The 18,014-nt window shown below is 62.8% G+C and carries 18 protein-coding genes; 9 read left to right on the top strand and 9 right to left on the bottom strand.

Translation table 11 applies throughout. The features are described 5' to 3' along the window. Positions 1–11 precede the first annotated feature (11 nt). The gene (locus ACSQ26_RS27240; protein ID WP_436014523.1) at positions 12–776 is read right to left on the bottom strand and encodes an HpcH/HpaI aldolase family protein; all 765 of its coding nucleotides are present in this window, start codon (positions 774–776) and stop codon (positions 12–14) included. A gap of 134 nt (positions 777–910) precedes the next feature. Between ACSQ26_RS27240 and ACSQ26_RS27245 the strand changes: the two genes are divergently transcribed. From ACSQ26_RS27245 to kynU, 7 genes are all read left to right on the top strand, one after another. Beyond that, a complete protein-coding gene (locus tag ACSQ26_RS27245) occupies positions 911–1,996 on the top strand; it encodes an LLM class flavin-dependent oxidoreductase (protein ID WP_436014525.1) in 1,086 nt (361 codons plus the stop codon). 47 nt (positions 1,997–2,043) lie between these two features. Further along, positions 2,044–2,724 (top strand): GntR family transcriptional regulator, encoded by a 681-nt coding sequence (locus tag ACSQ26_RS27250; protein WP_436014527.1) that lies wholly within the window; start codon positions 2,044–2,046, stop codon positions 2,722–2,724. 107 nt (positions 2,725–2,831) lie between these two features. Continuing rightward, positions 2,832–4,133 carry a cysteine desulfurase-like protein gene (locus tag ACSQ26_RS27255; protein WP_436014529.1) on the top strand — a complete coding sequence of 434 codons (1,302 nt, stop codon included), beginning with the start codon at positions 2,832–2,834 and terminating at the stop codon, positions 4,131–4,133. Positions 4,134–4,172: 39 nt separating this feature from the next. Continuing rightward, a complete protein-coding gene (locus tag ACSQ26_RS27260; protein WP_436014531.1) occupies positions 4,173–5,345 on the top strand; it encodes a pyridoxal phosphate-dependent aminotransferase in 1,173 nt (390 codons plus the stop codon). Between the two features lie 76 nt (positions 5,346–5,421). Next, positions 5,422–6,219, top strand: coding sequence for an ABC transporter substrate-binding protein (locus ACSQ26_RS27265; RefSeq protein ID WP_436014532.1), 798 nt, complete (start codon positions 5,422–5,424; stop codon positions 6,217–6,219). A gap of 171 nt (positions 6,220–6,390) precedes the next feature. Next, positions 6,391–7,065 (top strand): amino acid ABC transporter permease, encoded by a 675-nt coding sequence (locus ACSQ26_RS27270; RefSeq protein WP_436014534.1) that lies wholly within the window; start codon positions 6,391–6,393, stop codon positions 7,063–7,065. Positions 7,066–7,120: 55 nt separating this feature from the next. Next, complete coding sequence (kynU, locus tag ACSQ26_RS27275; RefSeq protein WP_436014536.1) at positions 7,121–8,368, top strand: kynureninase; 1,248 nt, start codon at positions 7,121–7,123, stop codon at positions 8,366–8,368. An 11-nt stretch (positions 8,369–8,379) separates the two neighbouring features. Here kynU and kynA read toward each other — a convergent pair whose 3' ends face one another. After that, the gene (kynA, locus tag ACSQ26_RS27280) at positions 8,380–9,177 is read right to left on the bottom strand and encodes a tryptophan 2,3-dioxygenase (protein ID WP_436015491.1); all 798 of its coding nucleotides are present in this window, start codon (positions 9,175–9,177) and stop codon (positions 8,380–8,382) included. A gap of 35 nt (positions 9,178–9,212) precedes the next feature. Further along, positions 9,213–10,838, bottom strand: coding sequence for an AMP-binding protein (locus tag ACSQ26_RS27285; RefSeq protein ID WP_436014538.1), 1,626 nt, complete (start codon positions 10,836–10,838; stop codon positions 9,213–9,215). A 231-nt stretch (positions 10,839–11,069) separates the two neighbouring features. Here ACSQ26_RS27285 and ACSQ26_RS27290 point away from each other — a divergent pair, with 231 nt between their 5' ends. Both ACSQ26_RS27290 and ACSQ26_RS27295 read left to right on the top strand, forming a co-directional pair. Continuing rightward, positions 11,070–11,900, top strand: a complete 831-nt coding sequence (locus ACSQ26_RS27290; protein ID WP_436014540.1) for an alpha/beta hydrolase — start codon at positions 11,070–11,072, stop codon at positions 11,898–11,900. A gap of 93 nt (positions 11,901–11,993) precedes the next feature. Next, a complete protein-coding gene (locus tag ACSQ26_RS27295; RefSeq protein WP_436014542.1) occupies positions 11,994–12,413 on the top strand; it encodes an acyl-CoA thioesterase in 420 nt (139 codons plus the stop codon). Position 12,414: 1 nt separating this feature from the next. Here ACSQ26_RS27295 and ACSQ26_RS27300 read toward each other — a convergent pair whose 3' ends face one another. The 6 genes from ACSQ26_RS27300 to ACSQ26_RS27325 are packed head-to-tail and all read right to left on the bottom strand — an operon-like array spanning position 12,415 to position 18,011. Continuing rightward, positions 12,415–14,400 carry a 3-hydroxyacyl-CoA dehydrogenase NAD-binding domain-containing protein gene (locus ACSQ26_RS27300; RefSeq protein WP_436014544.1) on the bottom strand — a complete coding sequence of 662 codons (1,986 nt, stop codon included), beginning with the start codon at positions 14,398–14,400 and terminating at the stop codon, positions 12,415–12,417. 2 nt (positions 14,401–14,402) lie between these two features. Further along, positions 14,403–14,801, bottom strand: coding sequence for a RidA family protein (locus ACSQ26_RS27305; RefSeq protein WP_436014546.1), 399 nt, complete (start codon positions 14,799–14,801; stop codon positions 14,403–14,405). Continuing rightward, the gene (locus ACSQ26_RS27310) at positions 14,779–15,207 is read right to left on the bottom strand and encodes an acyl-CoA thioesterase (RefSeq protein WP_436014548.1); all 429 of its coding nucleotides are present in this window, start codon (positions 15,205–15,207) and stop codon (positions 14,779–14,781) included. Before ACSQ26_RS27310 ends, ACSQ26_RS27305 begins: the two co-directional genes overlap by 23 nt. A gap of 1 nt (position 15,208) precedes the next feature. Next, positions 15,209–16,378 (bottom strand): acyl-CoA dehydrogenase family protein, encoded by a 1,170-nt coding sequence (locus tag ACSQ26_RS27315; protein WP_436014550.1) that lies wholly within the window; start codon positions 16,376–16,378, stop codon positions 15,209–15,211. Next, the gene (locus ACSQ26_RS27320; RefSeq protein ID WP_436014552.1) at positions 16,378–17,229 is read right to left on the bottom strand and encodes an enoyl-CoA hydratase family protein; all 852 of its coding nucleotides are present in this window, start codon (positions 17,227–17,229) and stop codon (positions 16,378–16,380) included. Before ACSQ26_RS27320 ends, ACSQ26_RS27315 begins: the two co-directional genes overlap by 1 nt. After that, complete coding sequence (locus ACSQ26_RS27325) at positions 17,226–18,011, bottom strand: SDR family NAD(P)-dependent oxidoreductase (protein WP_436014554.1); 786 nt, start codon at positions 18,009–18,011, stop codon at positions 17,226–17,228. Before ACSQ26_RS27325 ends, ACSQ26_RS27320 begins: the two co-directional genes overlap by 4 nt. Positions 18,012–18,014: the final 3 nt, after the last annotated feature.

Below are 18,014 nucleotides of genomic sequence, written 5' to 3' on the forward strand. Positions count from 1 at the left end.
GTACGCCAAAATCAATCTCGTGCGCTCCTTTGGGCAGCCTCCATGCCGGCGGCGACGCTGGCGCCGAGGAACATCGTATCGCTCGCGAGGATGAAGAAGCGGATGCCGGATTGCATCCAGATGCCGATATCATCGGGTGAAGGCCTGAAGATGCCTGCGGTTCGGCCGGCGCGGACAGCAGCCTTTGCGATCGTCGCGATGGCCGCGTTCAGCTTCTTCGCGCCAGCAGGTCCCATCGCGTCGATCGACACGGAGAGATCGCCCGGGCCGATGAAGATCACATCGACGCCGTCGACATCAGCGATCGCATCGATATTGGCAAGCCCCTCGGCGGTTTCGACCTGGATTGCCAGCAGCAGCTTTTCGTTTGCCGCCGCCAGATAATCCGGAATGCGATAGCCGTAGGCGGCCGCCCGTCCAGGGCCGACGCCGCGTGCTCCCACCGGCGGATAGCGCGTGGCCTGGACCGCAGCGCGTGCCTGTTCGGCGGTAGAGACGCGCGGCACCAGCACTCCGGCAGCCCCGGCATCGAGAGCAGCAGCAATGGCTTCCGGCGCGTGCCCGGGTACCCGCACCATCGCCGGCACGCCGTGCACGTCGGCGGCGCGGACCAGATCCTCGATGCGTTCGCGGCTGATCTGCGCATGCTCCCAGTCGATGCAGATGAAATCGACGCCGGCGGCCGCCGTCACTTCGATCGCCACGGGATGCGGAATGGCTGCGAACGTGCCGACCGTGACCTCGCCACCGGTACATCTGCCTCGAAAATCCTGCATTCTTTCCTCCACTGACTGCCTTGCGCCGGCCAGATAAATTTAAGCTTGAAATATCCTGTCGGTGCAATACCAATGTCGTGCTCAAATGATCAAACACGGAAAAACCGTGTGACACGCATGGCAAGGGAGGCACGATGACACATCCGCTCAAGGGGGCCAATCGGCTGAAGCTCGGCATATTCTCGGCCAATGCGGATGGCGGGCTGGCCATCACCGATGTTCCCGAGCGCTGGAAAGCCGGCTGGGACGACAACCTCACCGCCGCACAGATTGCCGACCGTGCGGGGCTGGAATTCTTCCTGCCGATCGCCCGCTGGGCCGGCTTCGGCGGCAAGAACCATGTGCGGGAATGGTCGTTCGAGACGTTTACCTGGGCCGCCGCATTGGCCGCCGCGACCAGGCAGATCGGTCTCTTCATGACCGTGCATGTGCCGCTGGTCCACCCGCTTTACGCGGCCAAGGCGCTGGCGACGGTCGATCATGTCAGCGGCGGTCGGGCCGGGCTCAACATCGTTTGCGGCTGGAACCCGAAAGAATTTGCGATGTTCGGCACGCCTCTGGTCGAGAAGGGCTACGACCAGGCCGCCGAATGGATCGAGATCATCGAGAAGGCCTATGCGTTCGACAATCCCTTCGATTTCGACGGTAGCTATTACAAGCTGAAGGACGTGGTCAGCCGGCCGGCAAGCATGCAGAGCCCGCGGCCGGTGACGATGAACGCCGCCTTCGGCGGGCCGGGCCGCGATTTCGCTGCTGCCCATTGCGACTACCTGTTCACGACCTTCACCGACATCGACGCCGCGGGAAGCCATGTCGAGGATATCCGCACGCGCGCCGAAAAGGTTGGCCGTGACGTTGGTGTCTACACGGTCTGCCATGCGGTTTGCCGCGAGACGCAGGCCGAGGCCGACGACTATTACGAACGCTATGCCGTCGAGATGGCCGACCAGGCGGCCGTCGACATCCATATGGCCGGCAAGAAGGAATTTTCGCAGTCGCATGATGCGACCGCCTACGAGCGTTACCGCAAGCGTTTCGCCGGCGGCGCGGGCAGCTATCCGCTGGTCGGCACGCCGGAGAAGATCGTCGAGGACATGGCCGCCATATCAGGCAAGGGCTATGCCGGCATCGCGCTGTCCTTCGTCAACTACACGCAGGAACTGCCGTTCTTCTGCGACCGGGTGCTGCCCTTGCTGCGTCAGGCCGGACTGCGGCAGTGAAGCGATAGAAAGCCAGATGCAATGACAAATCGGGGAGAACAATCATATTGACCGAAACGGGGCTGACAAAAGTCTCTTCGCGGATGACGCTGCAGGACGGCGTCTACGAGCAACTGCGCCATGCGCTGATGTGGGGCCTGTTCGAACCTTCACAGGTGACGACCATCTCGTCGCTGGCAGCGGAGTTCGGCACCAGCCACATGCCGGTGCGCGAAGCGCTCAGAAGACTGGCCGCCGAGAACGGGCTTGAGATTGCCCATAACGGATCGGCACGCGTTCCGGCGGTCTCACGTGAACGGCTGGACGATCTCTGCCTCGTGCGCACGACGCTGGAAGGGCTGGCCACCGAACTCGCGACACCGCGCATGAGCCCGGATGACATCGAGCGCTGCAGGCAATTGGCGATCGAGCACGAGGCGCTTGGCCATACCGGCAAGGTGCATGACATGCTGCGCAAGAACCATGAATTTCATTTCGCCATCTATGAGCTCTCGGGCTCTGAAACCCTGCCACAGCTGATCGCAACGCTCTGGCTGCGTTTCGGCCCCTATATGCGGCTGCTCTCGGACCTGGTCGCCCGGCAGCTCGATCAAGGCATCATCCACCCCTATTCGACCTATCACCACGAGATGATCGAGGCCTTTCGTGCCGGCGATGGAAAGAGGGCCGGGGCCTTGATGGTGAGTGATATCGAGGCGACGCAAAAGCTGTTGCAGGGTTTATGCTAAAAATAGTTGAACTTTAAAATATCTTGTGATCAAATAATCAAACTTGCCCGACAAGGGCTAAATGACCGGCACCAGAAGACAGACCGGCGAGATTTGAGGAAGCGGATATGTCGGGGACTGATCGGACGAATGCGGGCGGCAACGGATTTCCGGTCGATGAGTTGCGCGCGCTGTTTCCCGCGCTGCGCAAGGCCAACGGTTTCGTCTTTCTCGAAAATGCCGGCGGATCGCAGGTGCCGCAGTCGGTGGTCGATGCGGTCGCCAACCATTTGATCGACAACAACGTCCAGCGCATGGCGAAATACGAACACAGCCAGGGCGTCGACCGCAATCTCGAAGCGGCGCGCGAAAGCGTAGCCCTCCTCGTCAACGCCTATCGTCCGGAGGAAATCTCCTTCGGCCTCAATGCGACCTCGTTCATCCGGCTGGTGAGCCTCGGCATTGCCAAGCTGCTCGCCGAGCGCAATGAAATCATCATCACCGATATGGATCATGACGCCAACATCGCCACCTGGATGGCGCTCGAGGCCGACGGCGCCAAGATCGTCTGGTGGAAAATGCGCGAGGACGGCACGCTGCACACGGCCGATCTGGAGCCGCTGCTCAATGAGCGCACGCGGCTGGTGGCGGTCACGGTCACTGCGCATTCGATCGGCACGATCGTCGACGTCAAGACCGTCGGGCGCCTTGCCCACGCGGCCGGCGCCGAAGTGTTTCTCGATTCCGTCCACTTCGGCCCACACGGGCTGATCGACGTGCAGGCTTGGGATTGCGATTATCTCGTCTGCTCCGGCTACAAGAATTTCTCGCCGCATATGGGCTTCCTGTGGGGCCGCTACGATGCGCTGGTGAAGCTTCCGACCTTCAAGGAAGACTTCATTCCCGACGTTCCGCCCTACAAGATCGAGGTCGGCACGTTCACCTATGAAAACGTCGCGGGCATGAACGCGGCCGTGCACTATCTCGAGGATATCGGCCGGCGCTTCCTGGCCGGCAGCGGGCACAGCCGCCGCGAGGCACTTGCCGCCGCCATGGCTGCGATCCGCGATTACGAACTGGTCCTGTCGCGCGAGATGATCCGCGTGCTCAAGCGGCACGGCGCCGAGATCTACGGCATTTCCGACGAGGCCAAGCTCGCAGGCCGCGTGCCCACCATCTGCTTCAACATATCAGGCGTGACGCCGCAGCACATCGCCGCTGAAATGGGCAAGGCCCGGATCGGCGTCCGCGACGGCCACATGTTCGCGCCGCGTCTGATGAAGCGGCTGGGCCTGTCGATGGAGTCAGGCGCGCTGCGCGTGTCGCTGGTGCATTACAACAAGGTCGAGGAGATCGCCCGTTTCGACACCGTGCTCGGGGACATCATCGCAGCGGCGAAGGGCTCGCCGAAGCTGGCGAGGAGCGCCTGACCGATGTCGCTGTTGCCGTCAGACATCTCGACAGAAGCCATGAGAAAGCGCTACGCGTTCGACGGCATTCGCGCCCAGGTTCGCGATCTGCGCACGGAGAACATTGCCGTCCTTGCGGCGCGTGCGTGTGAACTCGGCGATGTCATACCCCTCTGGTTCGGCGAAGGCGATATCGTAACCCCGGCTTTCATCCGTGATGCGGCAAAGGCGGCGATCGACGATGGCTTGACCTTCTACATTCCCAACATGCGCGGCTATGGCCCGCTGATCGAGGCGCTGTCGACCTATCAAAGCGGCATCCATGGCCGGTCGATCCCGGTCGAGCGCTCGACGATCGCACCGGGCGGCATGCAGGCCCTCTATCTGGCGCTCAGCCTGCTGGTCGATGTCGGCACCAATGTCGTCTATGTCGCGCCGCAATGGCCCAATATCCACAACGCCATCCATCTGGTTGGCGGCGAGCCGCGGCCTGTGCCGCTCGGCTTCGATACGGACTGGCGGCTGGACCTCGACAAACTGTTTGCCGCTTGCGATGCGCGCACCCGCGCGATCTTTCTCTCCACGCCTTCCAACCCGACGGGCTGGACGGCGAGCCGGGAGGAGATGCAGGCGCTTCTCGATTTCAGCCGACGGACCGGCATCTGGATCATTTCGGATGAGGTCTATAACCGGCTGTATTTCGACGGCGTGGCGGCGCCGTCGATTCTACAAATCGCCGAGGACGGCGACCGTGTGCTGGCGGTCAACAGCTTTTCCAAGGCCTGGGCGATGACCGGCTGGCGGATCGGTTGGCTGACGCATCCCTCGGGTGTTGCGGACCAGCTCGCCGCGATGACGCAGTATGCCAATAGCGGCACGCCGGGCATTGTCCAGGCGGCCGGCGCGGTCGCACTCCGTGACGGCGAACCGCTGGTCGCCGAGATTGTTGGCCGCATCAAGGCCGGTCTCGACCTCACCTATGACAGGCTTGCCGAAATTCCCGGTATCATCCTGCCCGAAAAGCCGCGCGGCGGCATGTATGCCTTCTTTGCGCTCGACGGCCAGCCGGATGCGCGCGATGCCTGCGCCATGATATTGGAGAAATCGCGGGTGGGGCTGGCGCCCGGTCACCTGTTCGGCGCATCGTCAGCCGCGTTTCTGCGCATGTGCGTGTGCCGCGACATCGCCCAGATTGCTACGGCGCTCGACCGCATGGTCGATGCCTTGAAATAACGTTCCGCACATCCGCGGAGCGACGATACCTGCCGGGAAGGGACCCGGCAGTTTAAAACCAGAGGGAGAATAAAAAATGAGCCTGACTCGTCGCCACCTTCTCGCAATGACAGCCGCACTCGGCCTGTCCTGCACCGCCTTCGGCGCGCTTGCCGCCGATGTGCTGCAGGTCGGATCCTACCCCAACAACCCGCCGTTCGAGTTCAAGAACGCGAGCGGTACTTTCGAAGGCTTCGAAGTCGATATCGTCAACGAAGCCGCGAAGCGCGCCGGCATGACAACCGAAATCGCCGATTATGGCTTCCAGGCGCTGTTCGCCGGCACGACATCTGGCCGCATCGACGTGGCGATCTCCTCGATCACCATCACGCCGGAGCGCCTCGGTTCGCAGTCGTTCACTCAGCCCTACTACGACTCCGACATGGGTGTCGCCATCAAGGAAGACAGCCCGCTGAACGGCCTGGCCGACCTGAAGGGCAAGGTCGTCGGTGTTCTCTCCGGTTCCACAGGTGAAAAGTGGGCCCAGGAACATCAGAAGGAATACGGATTTGCCGAGATCAAGGGCTATGATTCCCAGCAGAACGTGATGCTCGATCTCGGCGCAGGCCGCGTCGATGGCGTGGTCAGCGACATTCCGGGTATGGAATTCCTCTTCACCAAGATGAAGGGCTTCAAAGTCAAGGAACGCATCAAGACAGGCGAACAGTACGGCCTGATGATGACCAAGGACCATTCGAAGCTGCAGGCGCTTTCCGACGCCATCGGCTCGATGAAGAAGGACGGTACGCTGGCCGCGATCCACAAGAAGTGGTTCGGCAGCGACGCGCCGGCCGGTTCCTCGACCGTCACCGAAATGCCGATCCCGAAGCCCTGATCAGGCTTGGGTCGCGGCGCGATTGCGTATCTTCGCACCGTCGCGCGGCGTAAGCAGTTCTCCTCTGCCCTTCTCCCCAAGTGCGGTGAGGGGCAGAGCGATCCAAACTTTCCATTTCCGCTCATCTGCCCCTAAGCTCGGTGAGTTCTCCAGCCATACCGAGGCCCGGCCATGTCGTTGATCGAGACGTTCTTCAATTATGAGGTGCTGTGGTCAGCGCTACCGGCACTGCTGAGAGGGTTCTGGAACACGCTGTTGCTCGGCGTGATGAGCATCGTGATCGGCGTTCCCGCAGGGATGGTCATCGGCATTATCAGGCTTTATGCGCCAAAGCCCATCCGCCTGCTGATGATCGGCTACATCGACATCATGCGCGCCATGCCGGTGCTGGTGATGCTCATTCTCATCTATTACGCGCTGCCTTTCCTCGGCATCCGGCTCTCGTCATGGGCATCGGCCGTCATGGCATTCTCAATCGTCATGGCCGCCTATTCCGCCGAGGTCTTCCGGTCGGGCATCGAGGGCGTGCCGAAGGGCCAGTTCGAGGCGGCGGCGGCGCTCGGCCTGCCGTTTCTCCTGACGCTGCGCAAGGTCATCATGCCGCAAGCCATCCGGATCGTCATTCCGCCGACCACCAGCAACTGCGTGTCTATGTTCAAGGATACGTCGCTGGCCTCGACGGTGGCGCTGCCCGAACTCTTGAAGGAAGCCACCAACGCGCAGGCGCTCTATGCCAATCCGTCGCCGCTGATCGGTGCCGCGCTGGTCTACATCATCTTCCTCTGGCCGATGGTCCGGCTGGTGAGCATGCTTGAGAAGCGGTACAAGTCCGAAAATGCGCGTTGAGCGGCGGCTTTTCTCCGGCGCACGAAACAATCCTGGAATAATTGAGGACGCCTTCATGACAGTCATTCCCGATCTCGCAGCCGTCGCCGCGATGGATGCAAGCGACCCGCTGCGCGGCATGCGCGACCGTTTCGTCCTGCCCGAGGGCGTGATCTATCTCGATGGCAATTCGCTCGGCGCTGCTTCCAAGGCCGCTTACGATGAGATCGACAAGGCCGCGCGGGAAGAGTGGGGTCAGGACCTCATCCGCGCCTGGAACAAGGATGGCTGGTTCGAAATGCCGCGCGAACTGGGTGATCGCATCGGCCGGCTGATCGGCGCGGCACCCGGCCAGACCGTGGTCGCGGACACGACGTCGATCAATATCTACAAGGCCTTGCATGCGGCGCTTGGCCTGCGCCCGGGTCGCTCCGTCATCGTCGCCGAAGGCGGCAGCTTCCCGACCGATCTCTATATGGCCGAAGGTGTTGCCTCGACGCGGCCGGGGACGACGCTCCGCCTGGAAGGGGTCGATGCTCCTGCGATCGAGGACCTGATCGACGATAAGGTCGCGGTGATCCTCGTCAACCACGTCAATTACAAATCCGGCGAGCTCCGCGACATGGCGGCGTTGACCCGCAAGGCGCATGAGGCCGGGGCGCTGATCGTCTGGGATCTCTGCCACACAGCCGGCGCGCTGCCGGTCGATCTCGATGGGTCCAACGCTGACTTCGCCATCGGCTGCACGTACAAGTATCTCAATGGCGGCCCGGGCGCGCCGGCCTTCATCTATGTCGCCACCAGGCATCTCGCTGAAGCGAGCCAGCCATTGAGCGGCTGGTGGGCCCATGCCCGACCCTTTGCATTCGAGCAGAGTTTCGATGCCAGCGTCGGCATCCGCCGGTTTCAATGCGGTACGCAGCCGATCCTGTCGCTACGTGCGCTCAAGGGCGCGCTCGACATCTGGGCCGAGGTCGATCTCAATGCACTGCGCACGAAAAGTATTGCGCTGACCGACCTCTTCATCAAGCTGGTCGAGTCGCGATGCGAGGGTCTTGGCCTCACGCTGGAAAGCCCACGCGACGCCAGCCGCCGTGGCAGCCAGGTGTCGTTCGAGCACGATCACGCCTATCCAATCATGCAAGCGCTGATCGAGTGTGGCGTGATCGGCGATTTCCGCGCGCCGGCGACCATCCGCTTCGGCTTCACGCCGCTCTACACGAGCTTTTCGGATGTCTGGCAGGCGGTCGAGGTTCTGGAGGACATATTGCGGACGGGCGCATGGAAGGAAGCGCGCTTCGCGGTCAGATCCGCGGTGACCTGAACGGACTGTGTTCAGAGCACCGTGCGAACGCGCCAGAGTTCCGGAAACAGTTCCACATCCAGCATCTTTCGCAGGTAGGATGCGCCCGAGGTTCCGCCGGTGCCGCGCTTCAGGCCGATGATGCGCTCGACCGTGGTGACGTGGTTGAAGCGCCAGCGGCGGAAATAGTCCTCGAAATCGACGAGTTTCTCGGCCAGTTCGTAGAGCATCCAATGGCGCTCTGGATCCTGATAGACCGTCTGCCAGGCGGTCAGAACCTCCTCACTTTCGACTCTGTTCTCACGCCACTCCGTACGCTGCGCGTCGGCGCCGACGTCGAAACCTTGGCGAGACAGCAGCAGGATCGTCTCGTCGTAGAGCGAGGGCATGGCTAGGATTGCTTCCAGCTTCTCTGAAAATTCCGGGCGGTGGGCGTGCGGGCGCAGCATTGCGAGGTTGCGATTGCCCGCCATATATTCGATGGCCCGGTACTGCCAGGATTGAAAACCCGAGGACTGGCCGAGCGATTCCCGGAACTGGGTGTATTCGCTTGGCGTCATCGTCCGCAGTACATCCCAGGCATTGTTGAGCTGTTCGAAGATGCGGGCGACGCGGGCCAGCATCTTGAAGCTCGGCTCCAGCTTGTCGTCGCGGATCGAGCGGATCGCGGCCGAAACTTCATGGATCGCAAGCTTCATCCAGAGTTCCGATGTCTGGTGCTGGATGATGAACAGCAGTTCGTCATGCGCCGTCGATAGTGGCGACTGCGCATTCAGCACCTCGTCGAGATGCAGGTAGTCGCTATAGGACATGCGGTCCGCAAACGACATCTGCGCACCCTCGGTCGCGGGGTCGTAGGGCTTGCTCAATTGATCTTCTCCGCGCGGAGCCGGAACCGCTGGATCTTGCCGGTCTGGGTCTTGGGTAGCGCATCGATGAACTTCACCGAGCGCGGATATTTATAGGGCGCGATCGTGGCCTTCACGTGGTCCTGCAGGCGCTTGACAGTGGCAGCATTCGCCGTTGCGGATGGCACAAGCACGACATGCGCCTCGACGATCTGGCCGCGATCGACATCGTCAGCGCCGATCACCGCGCATTCCGCCACATCGGGATGTGACAGCAGCGCCGCCTCGACTTCGGGGCCTGCGATATTGTAGCCGGAACTGACGATCATGTCGTCGGAGCGGGCTGCGAAGTGGAAGAAGCCGGCCTCGTCCTGGTAGAAGGCGTCGCCGGTGAGATTCCAGCCGTCGCGGACATATTCCTTCTGCCTGATATCAGCCATATAGCGGCATCCTGTTGGGCCGCGCACAGCCAGCCTGCCGACTGTACCGCGCGGCACCTCGTTCATCTCGTCATCGACGATACGCGCTTCATAACCGCCGACGGGCTTGCCGGTGGAAGACGGCTGCAAATCCTCGAAGCGGTTGGAGATGAAAATGTGCAGCATCTCGGTCGCCCCGATGCCATCGAGGATCGGCTTGCCCGTCTTGGCCGTCCATTCCTCGAATACCGGACCCGGCAGGGTTTCCCCGGCCGACACCGCCACGCGTAGTGAAGACAGGTCGGCGCCGCTGTCCATGGCCTTCATCATGGCTCGGTAGGCGGTCGGCGATGTGAAGGAAATCGTCGCCTTGTAGGTCTCGATGATGTGGATCATGTTCGGCGGCGTCGCCTCTTCGAGAAGCGTCGCCGTGGCGCCGAAGCGGAGCGGGAAGATCGCGAGACCGCCCAGGCCGAAGGTGAAGGCGAGCGGCGGCGATCCGACGAACACATCGTCCGGCGTCACATGCAAAACGTCTTTGGCGTAGGTGTCGGCGATCAGCAGAAGGTCGCGATGGAAATGCATTGTCGCCTTGGGCACACCCGTCGTGCCTGACGTGAAACCAAGTAGCGCGACGTCATCTTGGCTGGTTTGAATTGCCGCAAACGTCACCGGCTTGTCGAGCGCGATACGATCGAGCTCGGCGTCGTGGTTGGCGGTGCCATCGAACCCGACGACCTTTTCGAGGAAGGTGCTGTCCTTGGCGCAGGCGACCATTTCATCCATCAGCCGCGTGTCGCAGAGGGCGAGCGAGATTTCCGCCTTGTCGACGATCTTCTTGAGTTCGCCCGCCCGCAGCATCGGCATGGTGTTGACGACCACCGCTCCGGCCTTGGTGGCGGCAAGCCAGCAGGCGACCATGGCCGGATTGTTGGCGGAGCGGATGAGTACCCTGCTGCCCGGCTTGACGCCATAAGTCTCGACCAGCGCATGCGCCAGCCGGTTGGTCCAGTCCGACAGTTCCTTGTATGTGCGGCGGCGGCCATTGCCGATCAACGCGGTATGGTCGCCGAAGCCTTTCTCGACAAGCCGGTCCGTCAGTTCGACACCGGCATTGATGTGATCGGGATAGTCGAAGCCGTTCAGAAGGAAGTCCGGCCACTGGTCCGGCGGCGGCAGATTGTCGCGCGTGAACGTGTCTGTATGTGCTGACGGTCCAAGCATGTCTAGCGTTTCCTGGATGTTTGCGGGCCGGCCGATCTAAGCTCAGGACTGCAAGAGCAGATGCAATTGCCATCCTGTACCAGCGAGACCTCCCATCGCTGGTAGGCTCAAGCATCGCACCAGCCCAAAATTATTTCAAGCATAAAGTTTCTTGTCGTTCGCGCATTGACGCCGGCACTGCGGATGGGCTTTGTTGCGGACAATCAATCAGGCCATCGGGGAGGATGTCGGGTGCTGTCGCGGAAAATCATCAACTGGGACGATGCTTATGCCAACAGTGACAACATTGCGGGCGGCGACCGCTGGCCGGATGCCTGGGTGTCGCCGGCCAAGGATTTCCGCGACAGGCTTTCAGGGCTCGGCCGGGCGAAGCTAGGCATCGTCTATGGCGTAAAACCCCGAAACCGGCTCGATCTCTTCATGCCCGAGGGCGCGCCTAAGGGCCTCGTGGTCTTCGTCCATGGCGGCTACTGGATGGCGCTCGACAACAGCTACTGGTCCCATCTTGCGGGCGGTGCGGTGGAGCACGGCTATGCCGTGGCGATGCCTTCCTACACGCTCTGCCCAGATGCCCGGATCCGCGATATTGTCGGCGAGGTCGGCACCGCGATCGGCAAGGCGGCGGAACTGGTCGAGGGGGCCATCATGTTGACCGGCCATTCCGCCGGCGGTCATCTGGTCAGCCGGATGGTATCTCGGACCACGCCGCTCCCCGCCTGGGTCTGTGCGCGGGTCCGCAACGTCGTGTCGATTTCCGGCGTGCATGACCTGAGGCCGATGATGAACACAGGCATGAACGAAACGCTCCGCATCGACGAGGCCGAAGCGCTGGCCGAAAGCCCGGCATTGCTCAGGCCGATGGATAGCGCTCGCATCACCTGCTGGGTCGGCGGGAGCGAGCGCGCTGAATTCCTGCGCCAGAACGCGCTTCTCGCCAACATCTGGACCGGTCTGGGCGCGACGACCAGCGGGGTGGTCGAGCCTGACCGGCACCATTTCAATGTCATTGATGGCCTTGCCGATGCAGCTCATCCATTGACGCAAACGCTATTGGGCGCGTGAATGCTGCTCGAAGCGTCGTGGAAGGCGATGACTCGCCCCCGTTAGATATGTTAGTTGCTGCTATCGCTTCAAACACGTCAGGATCAGCACACGATGCCCGCCTGCTTTTCGACCGACCGCATGCTCAATTTCGGCGACTGCGACATTTCGGGGACCGCTTATTATCCTTCCTATCTCAATCTCCTCAATGGCGTCATCGAGGAATTCTGGACCTGGATGGGGTATCCCTGGCACGAGATCATCTGGAAGGAACGCTGGGGTACGCCCACCGTGCACCTGACATGCGACTTTTCAAAGCCATCGTTTTTTGGCGAGAAGCTGACGTTCGAACTCACGGTCACGCGCGTCGGGCGTTCGTCGATGACGATCGAGCACATCGTGCGCTGCGGCGAGCAGCAGCGCTGGTCGGGTCATCAGGTCCTGGCGGCGAGCCGGCTTGACGAACACACCTCGATGGCCTGGCCCGATCCCGTCAAGGCGAAGCTTGAAAGCTTCCTGGCCGTGCCGGCGTAACTCAGGCTTCCGGGTCCCTCATGAACATCGGCCCGCCCTTGTGGGCGGGGAAGCCATAGCCGTTGATCAGGACGAGATCGATATCGCCGGGTCTGGCAGCGATCTTCTCGTCCAGCAGCCTCTCGCCCTCCGCCGACATGGCGGCGAGCAGGCGGCTGACGATCTCGGCTTTGTCGAAATGGCGTGGCGTGATCGACTTCGCCGCGCGAGCGGCGGCAATGATGGCGGTCACATCCCGATCGACGGATTTCTTGCCGTCGGCATAGCTGTACCAGCCCTTGCCGGATTTCTGGCCGAAGCGGCCCGCCTCGCAAAGCCAGTCCGCGATATCGACATAGCGCTCCGAGGGATCGCGGGTCGCCGCCTGGCGTTTGCGCCGTGCCCAGGCGATTTCGAGGCCGGCGAGGTCGAACACCGAAAACGGTCCCATGGCGAAGCCGAAGTCTTCCATGGCGGCATCGATGTCCTGCGGTTCTGCGCCGTCCTCGACGAGGAACTCGGCTTCCCGACGATAGGCCGAGAAGATCCGGTTGCCGATGAAGCCTTCGGTGACCCCGGAGAGGATCGGCAGCTTGCGCATTTTCTTCGCGACGGCAAAGCCTGTGGCGAGGACCTCAGGTTCCGTCCTGGCGCAGCGGACCACCTCGACAAGTCGCATGATGTTGGCCGGCGAGAAGAAGTGCAGGCCGAGTGCGCGCTCGGGATGGGTCGTTGCTGCCGCGATCTGGTTCGGGTCGAGATAGGACGTGTTGGTGGCGAGTATCGCATCCGGCCGCACGATGCCTTCGAGCTTGCGAAACAACTCCGTCTTGACGGCGAGATCATCAAATACCGCCTCGATCACGAGGTCGGCGTCCGCCAATGCGTTAAGTGTGCCTTCGACGGTCAGTCGCGACAGGCGATCCGCAAGCCCGGCCTCATCGAGGCGGCCGGATTTGACATTTCGCTCCAGCATGCCGGCGATCCGCTCTCGGCCCTTTCGGGCCGCCTCGTCATCCTGCTCGATGCCGATGACGCGGTATCCAGCGTTCAGCGCGGCAACGGCAATGCCCGAGCCCATGAGGCCGGTGCCGACGATGCCGATGGTCTTGACCGTGCGGGGCGCGACGCCCTCGAGGCCAGCAACCTTCGCCGCCTCGCGCTCGGCAAAGAAGACATGCCGAAGCGCCGCTGCCTGGGGCGAATCCTTGAGGCGCAGGAAGGTAGCCCGTTCGTCCGACAGCCCGTCTTCGAGCGTCGTCGTCTCTGCAGCCGCAACGAGCCTCACTGCCACGTCAGGCGCCACCTGACCGCGCGCCTTGGTCGTGATCTTTCGCGACGCGGCCTCGATCTCGTCGGCCGAAGCGGGCCGCACGGCAAGATCACCCGTCTTGCGGAATTTTTTCCTGCCCTCTGCCACAACAGCGAGCGCCCACGCGATAAGATCGCCATCAGTAACCTCATCCATGATGCCCGCCGATCGCGCTTCCTCTGCCTTCACACTGCGGCCGCTGCCGATCAGGTCGATGGCAACGGGAATGCCCGTCAAGCGCGGGAGCCGTTGTGTACCGCCGGCGCCGGGCACGAGGCCAAGCTTGACCTCCGGAAAGGCCATGCTCGCCGTCGCCGCGGCAATCCGGTAGTGGCAGGCGAGCGCGATTTCCAGCCCGCCGCCGAGCGCCGCGCCGTTGAGTGCGGCGATGACGGGCTTGCCCGAGTCCTCAATCAACTGGCAGACCTCAGGGAGGATGGGATCGACCAGCGGCTTGCCGAACTCAATGATGTCGGCACCCCCGACGAAGATCTTGCCCGCGCCCGTGATGACGACGGTATTGATTTCTGCGCTGTCATTCGCCTGCGCTATGGCACTCGCCAGACCTGCACGCATTGCGGCCGATGCCGCATTTACTGGCGGGTTGTCGATGGTCACGACAAGCACGCCATCCAGGACGCGCCCTGAAACGCAGGCCGAGAAATCCAGTTCGTCGGCAGCTTTGGTCGCAGTCATCGTCACGATTCCGGAATGACGGCGTGGGCCTGAATTTCGATCTTGGCCCGATCCTCGACCAGTGCCACGACCTGCACGGCAGCCATGGCCGGAAAGTGCTTGCCGATGACGTCGCGATAGGCCTGGCCGATGCCCTTCAGGTTTTCGACATATTCCTTTTTGTCGGTGAAATACCAGGTCATAGTGGTGATGTGGTGCGGCTCGCCGCCGGCCGCGCGCACCACGGCGACAACGTTCTCCAGCGTCTGCCTGACCTGGCCGACGAAATCGTCGGTTTCGAACTGGCACTGGCCGTTCCAGCCGATCTGGCCGCCGACGAAGATCAGCCGGCCCTGCGCCTCGACGCCGTTGGCGTAACCGACCGGCCGCGCCCAGCCTTCAGGTTGCAGGATCGTATGCATTGGTCTTCTCCAGATGATGGGTGAGCGCGGCCCGGAGCTCGTCCGGCCAGGCCAGGGATGTGTGGGTTTCAAGCGAGGTCGCCACCAACCGATGAGTCGCTTTGAAGAGCGTGTTCCCACGCGCCGATACGCTGTGCGCCAGATCCACGGAGGATCGGCCCAGGCCGGCGACGCGGATGTCGATCATCAGTTCGTCGCCCTGAAGGCCGGGCCGCTCGAAGACGAGGTTGAGCGTCACGGTCGGCGTGCCCATGAGCATCGTGGATATCATCCGGTCGCGCGTGGCGCCCAGCGACGCAAAGAAATCCTCGATCGCGCCATCCAGGATGCGAAGATAGGATGGATAGTAGGCAATGCCGGACGGATCGCAGTCACCGAAGCGAAGGGGATAGCTCTTCGTGAACACGTCACGCCCCCTTCATCAGTTCGCGGGCGACGATCAGCTTCTGCACCTCCGTCGCACCCTCATAGATACGGAGCGCGCGGATTTCGCGGTAGAGCTTTTCGGTGATCTCGCCCGATCTCACACCACGGCCGCCGAAGAGCTGGACCGCGCGATCGATGACGTCCTGCGCCGTTTCGGTCGCGGTCATCTTGGCCATCGCGGCTTCCTTGGTGGTCGGCAGTTTTTGAACGTCGCGGCGCCAGGCAGCGCGATAGGTGAGCAGCGCCGCCGCATCGATGCCAGTCGCCATGTCGCCGAGCGCGGCCTGCGTCAGTTGCAGGTCGCCAAGCGCCGCGCCGAACATCTTGCGGGTCCTGGCATGGAGCAGTGCCTCGTCCAGCGCGCGCCGCGCAAAGCCGAGTGCGGCTGATGCCACTGACGCGCGGAAGATGTCGAGCGTGCGCATGGCGATCTTGAAGCCTTCCCCGGGTGCGCCGAGACGCCGAGAGGCTGGAATGCGGCAGTTGTCGAAACGGATCGTCGCCAGCGGATGCGGGGCGATCACCTCGATGCGCTCGACAACGGAAAAGCCGGGATCATCGGCAAAGACGACGAAGGCGGAGATGCCGCGGGTGCCCGGTGCTTCGCCGGTGCGGGCGAAGACCGTGTAGACATCGGCGATGCCGCCATTGGATATCCAGGTCTTGTCGCCGTCGAGCACATAGGCGTCGCCATCCGCCCGCGCCGCGCAGGCCATGGCCGCGACATCGGACCCGGCTTCCTTCTCGGACAGCGCGAAGGCAGAGACCCAGTCGCCTGATGTCACCTTCGGCAGCACAGCTGCCTTCAGTTCCTCGGAGCCCGACAAACCGATTGCGCCGGTCCCCAATCCCTGCATCGCAAAAGCGAAATCCGCGAGCCCGTCGTGCCAGGCGAGCGTCTCGCGTGCCAGGCACACGGAACGGGAATCGATCGCCTCGCGTCCTGCCTGGCCGGTCGCCAAGCCGAGAAGGCCGGCATCGCCGAGCATCTTCACCAGATGGCGGCACGCCTTATCGACGTCATGATGATCCACCTCGGAAAGCGCACCGGAGCGCGCGAAGGCATCGAGCCGCTCGGCCACGACGCGGTGTTCCGGGCCGAAGAACGGCCAGTCGAGATGTTCGCGGGTCGGGCCTTTGAGCGCTGTCATCAATTGCCCTCGAACACCGGCTTCTGCTTCGCGGCGAATGCCTCGAAGGCGCGGCGGAAATCGCCGGTCGCCATGCAGATCGCCTGCGCCTGGGCTTCGGACTCGATCATCTCGTCGATGCCCATCGCCCATTCCTGGTTCATCATCGTCTTGGTGATGCCGTGCGCAAACCACGGACCGTCAGCCAGCGAGCGTGCCAGCTTCTGGGCGGCCGCGTCGAGTTCGGCTGCCGGATGTAGCGCGTTGAAGAAGCCCCAGCGTTCGCCCTCCTCGGCCGACATGCTGCGGCCGGTATAGAGCAATTCCGAAGCCCGGCCCTGGCCGATGATGCGGGGCAGGATGCCGCATGCGCCCATATCGGCGCCGGCAAGGCCGACGCGTGTAAATAGGAAAGCAGTCTTGGCCTCGGGCGTCGCGAGGCGCAGGTCCGACGCCATGGCGAGGATCGCACCGGCACCGACGCAGATACCATCGATCGCGGCGACGATCTGTTGCGGGCATTTGCGCATGGCCTTGACCGCGTCTCCGGTCATGCGGGTGAAGGCCAGCAGATCCGGCATCTTCATGCGGGTGAGCGGCTCGATGATCTCGAACACGTCGCCGCCGGAGGAAAAATTGCCGCCGGCGCCGGTCAGTACCACCGTGCGCACATCGGAGGCATATTGCAGGTCGCGAAACAGGTCGCGCAGCTCGGCATAGCTCTCGAAGGTCAGCGGGTTCTTGCGGTCTGGACGGTTGAGTGTCAGGGTCGCCACCCGGCCGTCCTTGCTCACCGACCAGAGGAAGTTCCTGGCCTGGTAATCGCGGAAGGGCTTGAGATGCCCGCTCATCGAAGCCTGATTGTCGCTCATCCCGTCATGACCTCCCCACCGGCAATCGCGATTGCCTGTCCATTGATCGCGCCGGCATCGGGCGACGCCAGCCATAGAACCGTGTTCGCCACTTCCTCGGGTTTCACCAGCCGGCCCTGAGGGTTGGCCTTGGTGAATTCCGCCATCGCCTGCTCCTCGCTGCGTCCGGTCTTGGCGACGATCTCGGCGATCGAACGGGCGACCATCGGCGTGTCGGTGAAGCCGGGGCAAACCGCGTTCACGGTCACGCCCTTTTTCGCAAGTTCCAGTGCCAGAGACCGCGTCAGCCCCACGACGCCATGTTTGGCGGCGACATAGGCCGAGACATAGGCGTAACCTGTCAGACCCGCCGTCGAGGCGATGTTGATGATCCGTGCGCCGTTGCCCCGCGCCTTGAGGTCGGGCAGCACGGCCTGCGTCACGTTGAAGACGCCGGTGAGATCGACCGAGATGATATGCGACCACATCTCCAGCGAAGTTTTCTCGAAGAGCGCGCTCGAGGCCTCGCCGGCATTGTTGACGAGAATGCTCAAGGGGCCGAAAGCGGCCCTAGCCTTGTCCAGTCCGGATGCGATTGCGTCGGCATTGGTTACATCGAAGCCATCGGTGATGAAGGACGATCCCTCCGGCAATTCCCGGCTCAGGGCTTCGAGCGGTTCGCGGCGGCGCCCGGCGAGTGTTACCTGCGCGCCTGCACCCGCCAGAGCGCGCGCGATCGCGGCCCCGATGCCGCTGCCGGCGCCGGTAACCAGTGCATGATGACCTCCCAGAATGCCTGCCATCGC

It is taken from the genome of Rhizobium sp. LjRoot254 (assembly GCF_964254105.1).
GTDB lineage: Bacteria > Pseudomonadota > Alphaproteobacteria > Rhizobiales > Rhizobiaceae > Rhizobium_E.

Bases quoted from the DNA above. Each gene is read 5' to 3' on its own strand.
- kynA (WP_436015491.1), bottom strand. From the start codon at position 9,177: ATGTCGTTTGCGGACCGCATGTCCTATAGCGACTACCTGCATCTCGAC.
- ACSQ26_RS27265 (WP_436014532.1), top strand. From the start codon at position 5,422: ATGAGCCTGACTCGTCGCCACCTTCTCGCAATGACAGCCGCACTCGGC.
- ACSQ26_RS27270 (WP_436014534.1), top strand. From the start codon at position 6,391: ATGTCGTTGATCGAGACGTTCTTCAATTATGAGGTGCTGTGGTCAGCG.
- kynU (WP_436014536.1), top strand. From the start codon at position 7,121: ATGACAGTCATTCCCGATCTCGCAGCCGTCGCCGCGATGGATGCAAGC.
- ACSQ26_RS27300 (WP_436014544.1), bottom strand. From the start codon at position 14,400: ATGACTGCGACCAAAGCTGCCGACGAACTGGATTTCTCGGCCTGCGTT.
- ACSQ26_RS27285 (WP_436014538.1), bottom strand. From the start codon at position 10,838: ATGCTTGGACCGTCAGCACATACAGACACGTTCACGCGCGACAATCTG.
- ACSQ26_RS27320 (WP_436014552.1), bottom strand. From the start codon at position 17,229: ATGAGCGACAATCAGGCTTCGATGAGCGGGCATCTCAAGCCCTTCCGC.
- ACSQ26_RS27245 (WP_436014525.1), top strand. From the start codon at position 911: ATGACACATCCGCTCAAGGGGGCCAATCGGCTGAAGCTCGGCATATTC.
- ACSQ26_RS27295 (WP_436014542.1), top strand. From the start codon at position 11,994: ATGCCCGCCTGCTTTTCGACCGACCGCATGCTCAATTTCGGCGACTGC.
- ACSQ26_RS27240 (WP_436014523.1), bottom strand. From the start codon at position 776: ATGCAGGATTTTCGAGGCAGATGTACCGGTGGCGAGGTCACGGTCGGC.
- ACSQ26_RS27305 (WP_436014546.1), bottom strand. From the start codon at position 14,801: ATGCATACGATCCTGCAACCTGAAGGCTGGGCGCGGCCGGTCGGTTAC.
- ACSQ26_RS27255 (WP_436014529.1), top strand. From the start codon at position 2,832: ATGTCGGGGACTGATCGGACGAATGCGGGCGGCAACGGATTTCCGGTC.
- ACSQ26_RS27315 (WP_436014550.1), bottom strand. From the start codon at position 16,378: ATGACAGCGCTCAAAGGCCCGACCCGCGAACATCTCGACTGGCCGTTC.
- ACSQ26_RS27325 (WP_436014554.1), bottom strand. From the start codon at position 18,011: ATGGCAGGCATTCTGGGAGGTCATCATGCACTGGTTACCGGCGCCGGC.
- ACSQ26_RS27260 (WP_436014531.1), top strand. From the start codon at position 4,173: ATGAGAAAGCGCTACGCGTTCGACGGCATTCGCGCCCAGGTTCGCGAT.